The sequence below is a fragment of the Novosphingobium sp. 63-713 genome, from assembly GCF_001898925.1.
Classification (GTDB): Bacteria; Pseudomonadota; Alphaproteobacteria; order Sphingomonadales; family Sphingomonadaceae; genus Novosphingobium.
Genome location: NZ_MKVS01000005.1, coordinates 825,440 through 832,378, shown reverse-complemented (window position 1 = coordinate 832,378; position 6,939 = coordinate 825,440). Strand labels below are relative to the sequence as shown.

Genomic DNA, 6,939 nt, shown 5'->3' with positions numbered 1-6,939 from the left:
CGACATCGACGAAACCCTCGCCGCCAAGTATCCTTACAAGCCCGCATACCTCCCCGTCGCAAGGCTCGAAGATGGTACCATGTGGAATTGGTAAGCCATAAAATTCGGGAGAGGATAAGAACATGACATGGCGCTCAGCAAGATTGCGCATTCTGTTGCTGGTGATGGTGGGAACCATCATCAACTATATCGCGCGCAATTCGCTGGGCGTTCTGGCACCCCAGCTCAAGGCCGATCTGGCCATCACGACCGAGCAATATTCCTATATCGTCGGCGCTTTTCAGCTTGCCTATACGCTGATGCAGCCGATTGGCGGGATGTTGATCGACAAGATTGGTCTGACCGCAGGCTTCGCCTTGTTCGCGCTGGCGTGGAGTCTGGCCAATATGGCCCATGGCGCGGCGCGGGGCTGGCTTTCGCTGGCGGCGTTCCGCGGCATGTTGGGCATGGCCGAGGCCGCCGCCATTCCGGCGGGGATGAAGACGATCGGCGAATGGTTCCCCGATCGCGAACGTTCGGTGGCGGTGGGCTGGTTCAATGCGGGCACGTCGCTTGGCGCGGTGATCGCGCCGGTGCTGGCCGCCGTGGTCGCCAAGGTCTATGGCTGGCAGGCAGCCTTTGTCGTCACCGGGGCGCTGGGCGTCTTATTCGCTGGGGCATGGTATAAATTCTATCGCTCGCCCGGCGACGCCTCCTATGTCACGCCCCAGGAACTGGCCGAAATCCGCGAGGGCCAGCGCCCGGTCGAAGCCAGCGCAACGACCTTGGGCGCGATTGCCAAAACCAAGCGTTTCTGGGCCATTGCCGTCCCCCGCTTTCTGGCCGAACCGGCGTGGCAGACCTTCTCCTTCTGGATCCCGCTCTATCTGGCCAAGGAGCGCGGCATGGACATCACCCAGATCGCGCTTTTCGCATGGGTGCCGTTTCTGGCCGCCGATGCGGGGGGCATTCTGGGCGGCTATCTCGCGCCCTTCCTGCAGCGCACGCGGGGCCTCAGCCTTGAAGGTTCGCGCATCGCCGGGATCTCACTGGGCGCGGTCATGATGATCGCGCCGGGCTGCGTCGGCCTTGTCGCCAGCCCATATGCAGCCATCGCGCTGCTTTCCCTTGGCGGCTTTGCGCATCAGATCATCTCGGTGCTCATCAACACGCTCTCCGCCGATGTCTTTCCCAAGGGTGATATTGCCAAGGCCAACGGGCTGGTCGGCATGGCCGGATGGACCGGCGGGCTGCTCTTCTCGCTTGCCATCGGGCAATTGGCCGACAAGATCGGCTACGCCCCGCTATTCGCCTGCCTTGGCGCTTTCGATCTGATCGGCGCGGTGTGGCTGTTTGCCATGCGCCGCCACCTCATCCTGCAAAAGGCCTGACCCCCATGCGTAAATCCAGCCTTGCCCATCCGCCCCGCTTTTCGCTGGCCGAGCGGGAGGGGCCGCGCGTTACCCTGCATGCCGACACCGGCGCGATTGCGCATATTTTCGTGGCCGAAGAGGATATTATCCGCGTCCTGCTGCTGACGCAGGGCAAAGTGACATCCGCGCCGAGCTGGGCCATCGCGCCGGGGCAGAGCGATATTGCCGAGCCGGGCCGCGACCGAATGAGCGTCAAAGGCTTTGCCGCGCCCGATTTCAGCATCGAAGAAACCGAAACCCACATCACCATTGCCACCACCCTCCTGCGCCTCTCCATCGCGCGCGAAGGGTTCTTCTGCACATGGCACCAGATGGTCGATGGCGCATGGCAATTGATCGCCCAGGACCGCCCGACCCAAGCCTATAATTTCGGCTGGTGGGACGATGCCACCTATCATTACGTCACCCGCCAGACCGGCGAGCGCTATTATGCCCTTGGCGAAAAGGCCGGGGCGATGGACCGCGCGGGCCGCCGCTTCCGCCTCACCAATCTGGACCCGATGGGCTACGACGCCAGCGCGAATGATCCGCTGTATAAGTCGATCCCCTATGTCCTCGTGGTCAATGCAGAGGGCGCGGCCCATGGCGTGTTTTACGACACCACCGCCGATCCGAGTTTCGATTTCGGCCATGAGCATGACAATTATCACCCGCATTATCGCTATATGCGGGCCGAAAGCGGCGATCTCGACTATTACATGATCGCCGGGCCCGACGCGCGCGAGGTCACGCGCCGCTACACATGGCTGACCGGGCGGCCCGCGTTTCAGCCGCGCTGGGCGGTAGGCTATTCCGGCTCGACCATGACCTATACCGACGCCCCCAATGCGCAAGAGCGGATGGGCGAATTCATCGAAGGCATCAAGCGCCACGACATTCCGTGTGAGAGCTTCCACCTCTCCTCGGGCTACACCTCGATTTGCGACAAGCGTTACGTATTCCATTGGAACCGCGAAAAATTCCCCGATGTCGGCGGTTTCGTACAATCCTATGCCGACGCGGGCGTCGAACTGGTCCCCAATATCAAGCCCGCGCTGCTGGTCACACATCCGCGCTATGATGAGCTGGCCGCGAAGGGCTGGTTCGTGTCGGACGCGGATGGCGATCCCATCGTCTGCCAATTCTGGGACGAGGTGGGCGCCTATGTCGACTTCACCAACCCGGACGCCGCCGCATGGTGGCGCCAGCAGGTGACGCAGCAATTGCTGGAATATGGCATCCATTCGACATGGAATGACAACAATGAGTATGAGATCTGGGACAAGCGCGCCCTGATCTCCGGCTTTGGCGCGCCCCGCCCGGCCGCCGCCGAACGCCCGGTGCAGACCCTGCTGATGATGCGCGCAAGCCGCGCCGCGCAAATCGCCTATCGCCCCGACGAGCGCCCCTATGTGGTGACGCGTAGCGGCATGGCCGGGATGCAGCGCTATGCGCAAAGCTGGTCGGGCGACAATTACACCGCGTGGCACACGATCCGCTATAATCAGAAGATGGCGCTGGGCATCGCGCTGTCGGGCGTGTCGAATTTCGGCCATGATATCGGCGGTTTCGCCGGCCCCGCGCCCGAACCGGAACTGCTGCTGCGCTGGATTCAGGCTGGCATCGTCATGCCGCGCTTCTCGATCCACAGCTGGAATTCGGATCGCACGGTCAACGAACCATGGATGTATCCCGAGGCCACCCCGGCCATCGTGGGCATGATGCAATTGCGACGCGCGCTGCAGCCGATGCTGCATGATCTGCTCTGGCGCCACCATGCCCATTATGAGCCGGTCAGCCGCCCGGTCTGGCTGGATTTCGGCCATGACCCGCGGGCGTGGGAGGATGGAGACACCCATCTACTCGGCCCCGATCTGCTGGTGGCCCCGGCGATGGACAAGGGCGTGGAGAGCGTCACGGCCTATCTGCCGATGGGCGCAAATTGGTATGATGTTCGCGATGACCGCGCCTACGCGGGCGGGCAAGAGGTTGCGCTGGACGCACCGCTTTCGGGCCTGCCGCCAATGCTGGCGCGTGAGGGTTCGGGCCTGTTCCTCGATCTGGCCCCGGCCGGTTTCGTACAGGCTGCGCCCCAGCCCGCCGTCCTGCTCTATCCCGCGCCGGGCGAGGGGCAATTCACATGGAGCGGGTTTGACGAGAGCGGCAATGCTTGGCCCGATGCCGATCATCCGCCGCTGTGGAATGTCTGGGTCAAGAGCGCATCGGATGCGATCACCATCGTGGCGGCATGGACCGGCCATGGCCCCGCCCCGGCCCCGGCGCTGCGCATCGTTCTGCCTGCCGCCGAGGCGCGTGCGATCACGCTCAATGGTGCGGTGATGGCTGCCCGCCTTGAAAATGTGCTGGGCGTTGCGCGCAAGGTTGTGGACGCAGCCATTTAAAGAAAAGGCCGGGCCGCGCTTGAGGGAAGCGCGGCCCGGCCGATAGACCGCAACACTGGTGAGAGGTTCAGCGTGCAGTGGCGCGGCGGATGGCGGCTTGCCACCCGGCCTGCAATTTCTGGCGCGCGGGCGCCTCCATCTGCGAATGGAAACGCACCACCTCGCCCCGGCTTGCGCCCGAAAGCGCATCGGGCCAGACTCCGCTGGCATGACCCGCCAGCATCGCCGCGCCCAGCGCGGTGGTTTCCAGATTGGCGGGGCGTTCGACCACAATGTCGAGAATGTCGGCCAGGAATTGGCAGAACCAGTCATTGGCCGCCATGCCGCCATCGACCCGCAAAGCCGCCAGCGCGCCCGCGCCATCGGCCTGCATCGCGGCAACCAGATCGGCGGTCTGAAACGCCACCGATTCCAGCGCCGCGCGCGCAATATGGGCCGCCCCGCTGTCAAAGGTCATGCCGGTCAGCATCCCCCGCGCCTCGGTGCACCAATGCGGCGCGCCAAGGCCGACGAAAGCGGGCACCATATAGACCCCGCCATTGTCGGGCAGGCGCGCGGCCATTTCCTGCGTCTGGCGCGCCTCGACAATGATGCCCAGCCCATCGCGCAGCCATTTGATCGCCGCGCCCGCGACGAACAAAGAGCCTTCCATCGCGTAATGCGTGACGCCATCGATGCGATAGGCAATCGTGGTCAGCAACCGGCTGCGCGAGCGGGTCAACACCTCGCCGGTGTTCATCAGCATGAAGCCGCCGGTGCCATAGGTGATCTTGGCCTGCCCCGGTGCCAGGCAGGACTGCCCCACCAGCGCGGCCTGCTGATCGCCCGCGATGCCGCGAATGGGGATCGTTCCGCCCAAGAGATGCGTGACGCCGAAATCATCCGCGCTCTGGCAAACCTGAGGCAGAACGGCGGCGGGAATGCGGAACAGGGCCAAAAGATCGGGGCACCAGCGCTGTTTGCGAATATCAAACAGCAGCGTGCGCGAGGCATTGGTCACATCGGTCTTGTGCTCGCGCCCCTCGGTCAGGCGCCAGAGCAGGAAAGTGTCGATCGTGCCAAAGGCCAGTTCGCCCTTTTCCGCCCTTTCGCGTGCGCCCGGAATTGTATCCAGCAGCCAAGCCAGTTTGGTCGCGGAAAAATAGGGATCGAGCAGCAGGCCGGTGCGCTCCTGCACCAGCGCTTCATGGCCCGCCTCATGCAACCGGGCACAGATTTCCGCCGTGCGCCGGTCCTGCCAGACAATCGCGCGGTGGAGCGGGGCGCCGGTGGCGCGGTCCCACAGGACCACGGTTTCACGCTGGTTGGTAATGCCGATGGCGGCAATATCGTCCGGCCCCATCCCCGCCTTGGCCATGGCGCCCTGCGCCGTGGCCAGCGTGTCGCGCCAGATATCCTCGGCATCATGTTCGACCCAGCCATCGGCCGGATAATGCTGGGCAAATTCCTGCTGCGCGCTGGCGATCACCTGATGCGAGGGCGCGAAAATCAGGCTGCGGGTCGAGGTCGTGCCCTGATCGATGCTGAGAATATGGCCGCTCATGATGCCCCTCGCCTATTTTTTCTTTTCAAACCATTGGTCGATGCGCTGCGCCATATCGCCCTGCGCGGTCAGGCCCAGCTTGCTGCGCCGCCACAGAACATCGCGGCTAGTGCGCGCCCATTCATGATCGGCCAGATAGCGCAACTCGGCCTCGTACAGCCCATTGCCGAAATCCTCGCCCAGATCATTGAGCGATTGCGCATTGCCCAAGATCCGCTCGATCCGCGAGCCATAGGCATGAGCCAGACGCGCAGCCAGTTCGACCGAAAGGAACGGCCAGCGGCGGCGCACATCGGCAAGGAAAGCGGCAAACCCGCCCGCAAAATCCCCGCCCGGCAAAGGCGCCGTGCCGGTCCATCCGCCGCGCATCGGCGGCAGGAAAGGCTCCAGCATTTCCAGCGCATGTTCGGCCAAACGGCGATAGGTGGTCAGCTTGCCGCCAAAGATCGAGAGCACCTGCGGCCCGCTTTCGCGGCCCAGTTTCAGCACATAGTCGCGCGTGATCGCCTTGGCGTCCGCCCCGCCATCGTCATAGAGCGGACGCACGCCCGAATAGGTCGAGACGACATCATCCGGGCTGATCTCGCCCTCGAAATAATCATTCACCGTGGCGCAGAGGTAATCGACCTCCTCCGCCGAGATTTTGGGCGCATCGCGCTCGGCCTCACCCACCAGCAGGTCGGTCGTGCCCACCAGCGTGAAGCCGTTCTGATAGGGGATGGTGAAAACGATCCGCCCGTCCTGTTTTTGCAGGATAAAGGCATGGTCGCCGGGGTAGACCTGCGGCACGATGATATGGCTGCCCTTGACCAGACGGATACCGCCATGGGCCTGCGCCTGCGGAATGCCCCCCAGCATCGCGCCCACCCACGGACCTGCGGCATTGACCACGGCGCGGGCGCGCACCTGCTGCGGCCCCGCCGCACCGGAAAGATCGACCAGCCAGTGATCGCCCTCCACCTTCGCACCGGTGGCGGTCACGCCGATGCGGATTTCGGCCCCGCGCTCGGCCGCGTCGATAGCGTTGAGCACCACCAGCCGCGCATCATCAACCCATGCATCGGAATAGACGAAACCCTTGGCCAACCCCGGCTTCAACCCCGCCCCCCATCGCGGATCGCGCAGATCAACGCCATGCGAGGGCGGCAAAGTCTGTTTCCCGCCAATATGGTCATAGAGCCACAGGCCGATGCGGATCATCCATCCGGGCCGCCCGCCCTTGGGCTGAGGCAGGACAAAGCGCAGCGGCCAACTGATATGCGGAGCGATATGGATCAGCCTTTCGCGCTCCTGCAAAGCCTCGCGCACCAGACGGAATTCGTAATATTCCAGATAGCGCAGGCCGCCATGGATCAGCTTGGTGCTGGCCGAGGAGGTGTGCGCGGCCAGGTCGTCGCGTTCGACCAGCAGGACCTTCAGCCCCCGTCCCGCCGCATCGCGCGCAATCCCGGTGCCATTGATGCCCCCGCCAATCACCAGCAGGTCATAATCGGCAACCGGGGGAAGAGCTTGAGCCATCGACTTTTCCTGATCGTGTGCAACCGGCAGGTACGCCGCCATAGGGCGCGTTCCTGCGGATTCCTGCCTAGGCCATCATTCCAAT

4 protein-coding genes are annotated in these 6,939 nt (G+C 63.9%); 2 read left to right on the top strand and 2 right to left on the bottom strand.

The features are described from left to right. Positions 1-122: 122 nt before the first annotated feature. Together BGP00_RS04435 and BGP00_RS04430 are read left to right on the top strand one after the other, a co-directional pair. Positions 123-1,370 carry an MFS transporter gene (locus tag BGP00_RS04435; protein ID WP_292922231.1) on the top strand — a complete coding sequence of 416 codons (1,248 nt, stop codon included), beginning with the start codon at positions 123-125 and terminating at the stop codon, positions 1,368-1,370. A 5-nt stretch (positions 1,371-1,375) separates the two neighbouring features. After that, a complete protein-coding gene (locus tag BGP00_RS04430; protein ID WP_292922229.1) occupies positions 1,376-3,793 on the top strand; it encodes a TIM-barrel domain-containing protein in 2,418 nt (805 codons plus the stop codon). A gap of 67 nt (positions 3,794-3,860) precedes the next feature. Here BGP00_RS04430 and glpK read toward each other — a convergent pair whose 3' ends face one another. Both glpK and glpD read right to left on the bottom strand, forming a co-directional pair. Then, positions 3,861-5,336, bottom strand: a complete 1,476-nt coding sequence (gene glpK, locus BGP00_RS04425) for a glycerol kinase GlpK (RefSeq protein ID WP_292922227.1) — start codon at positions 5,334-5,336, stop codon at positions 3,861-3,863. Between the two features lie 12 nt (positions 5,337-5,348). After that, complete coding sequence (gene glpD, locus BGP00_RS04420; protein WP_292922224.1) at positions 5,349-6,854, bottom strand: glycerol-3-phosphate dehydrogenase; 1,506 nt, start codon at positions 6,852-6,854, stop codon at positions 5,349-5,351. Positions 6,855-6,939: the final 85 nt, after the last annotated feature.